This is a genomic window from Burkholderia sp. LMG 13014, from assembly GCF_905232215.1.
Classification (GTDB): Bacteria; Pseudomonadota; Gammaproteobacteria; order Burkholderiales; family Burkholderiaceae; genus Burkholderia.
This window is the reverse complement of sequence record NZ_CAJNKE010000962.1, coordinates 1-1,471: the sequence shown is the minus strand read 5'-3', so window position 1 is coordinate 1,471 and position 1,471 is coordinate 1. Positions and strand designations below refer to the sequence as shown.

General features: G+C 70.8%; 1 protein-coding gene and 1 pseudogene. Both read left to right on the top strand.

Annotated features, from left to right (window positions below; genetic code table 11):
- Nucleotides 1-187, top strand: a pseudogene (locus JYJ84_RS36550) (adenosylmethionine--8-amino-7-oxononanoate aminotransferase BioA); the annotation flags it as partial.
- The gene (gene bioF / locus JYJ84_RS36545) at nucleotides 184-1,410 is read left to right on the top strand and encodes an 8-amino-7-oxononanoate synthase (RefSeq protein ID WP_175223266.1); all 1,227 of its coding nucleotides are present in this window, start codon (nucleotides 184-186) and stop codon (nucleotides 1,408-1,410) included. The pseudogene JYJ84_RS36550 and the gene bioF, both read left to right, overlap by 4 nt.
- The last annotated feature ends 61 nt before the right edge of the window (nucleotides 1,411-1,471 follow it).

The following is a 1,471-nucleotide window of genomic DNA, read 5'->3' as shown; positions in this document are numbered from 1 at the left end:
CGACGCGGCGCGCGGCTTCTCGCGTCGCTTCTTCGAACGCGCGCTGGAACGCGAGCTACTGCTGCGCCCGATCGGCACGACCGTGTACCTGATGCCGCCGTACGTGATGAGCGACGACGACATCGCGTGGCTTGCGCAATGCACGCGCGACACGCTCGATGCGACGCTGGAGGAAATCGCACGATGACCAACCCGCTGCTCGATACCCTGCAACGCGGCCTCGCCGATCTCGACGCGCAAGGGCTGCGCCGCGTGCGCCGCACCGCCGACACCGCGTGCGACGCACGCATGACCGTCGACGGCCGCGAGATCGTCGGCTTCGCGAGCAACGACTATCTCGGCCTCGCCGCGCATCCGGCGCTCGTCGCCGCGTTCGCCGAAGGCGCGCAGCGCTACGGCTCCGGCAGCGGCGGCTCGCACCTGCTCGGCGGTCATTCGCGTGCGCACGCGACGCTCGAAGAAGAACTCGCGGCCTTCTCGGGCGGCTTCTCCGACGCACCGCGCGCGCTGTACTTCAGCACCGGCTACATGGCGAACCTCGCCGCAATGACGGCACTGACCGGCAAGGGCGCGACGATCTTCTCCGACGCACTGAACCACGCGTCGCTGATCGACGGCATGCGGCTGTCGCGCGCGAACGTCCAGGTCTATCCGCATGCGGACACGGCCGCGCTCGCCGCGCTGCTCGACGCATCGGATGCCGAAACGAAGCTGATCGTCAGCGACACCGTGTTCAGCATGGACGGCGACCTCGCGCCGCTCGCCGAACTCGTCGCGCTGGCCGAACGCCACGGCGCGTGGCTCGTCGTCGACGACGCGCATGGCTTCGGTGTGCTCGGCCCACAGGGCCGCGGCGCGCTCGCGGCCGCCGCGCTGCGTTCGCCGCATCTCGTGTATGTCGGCACGCTCGGCAAGGCCGCCGGCGTCGCGGGCGCATTCGTGATCGCGCACGAGACCGTGATCGAATGGATGATCCAGCGCGCGCGCAGCTACATCTTCACGACGGCCGCGCCGCCGGCCGTCGCGCACGCGGTATCGGCCAGCCTCAAAGTGATCGCAGGCGACGAAGGCGACGCGCGCCGCGCGCATCTCGCCGCGCTGATCGAGCGCACGCGCGCGCTGCTGCACAAGACGCGCTGGCAGCCGGTCGATTCGCACACGGCCGTGCAGCCGCTCGTGATCGGCAGCAACGACGCGACGCTCGCGGCGATGCGCGCGCTCGACGCGCACGGCCTGTGGGTGCCCGCGATCCGGCCGCCGACGGTGCCCGTCGGCACGTCGCGGCTGCGCGTGTCGCTGTCGGCCGCACATTCGTTCGACGATCTCGCGCGGCTCGAAGCCGCGCTGATCGAAGCCAGCGACGCGGCTGCAGCCTCCGTTGACGCGGCCCCGCGGGAGACTGCAGCATGACCGCCCCGCTCTCGCTGTTCGTCACCGGCACCGACACCGAAATCGGCAAGACCTTCGTGTC

Coding starts and splice junctions, on each gene's coding strand:
- bioF (WP_175223266.1), top strand. CDS start 184: ATGACCAACCCGCTGCTCGATACCCTGCAACGCGGCCTCGCCGATCTC.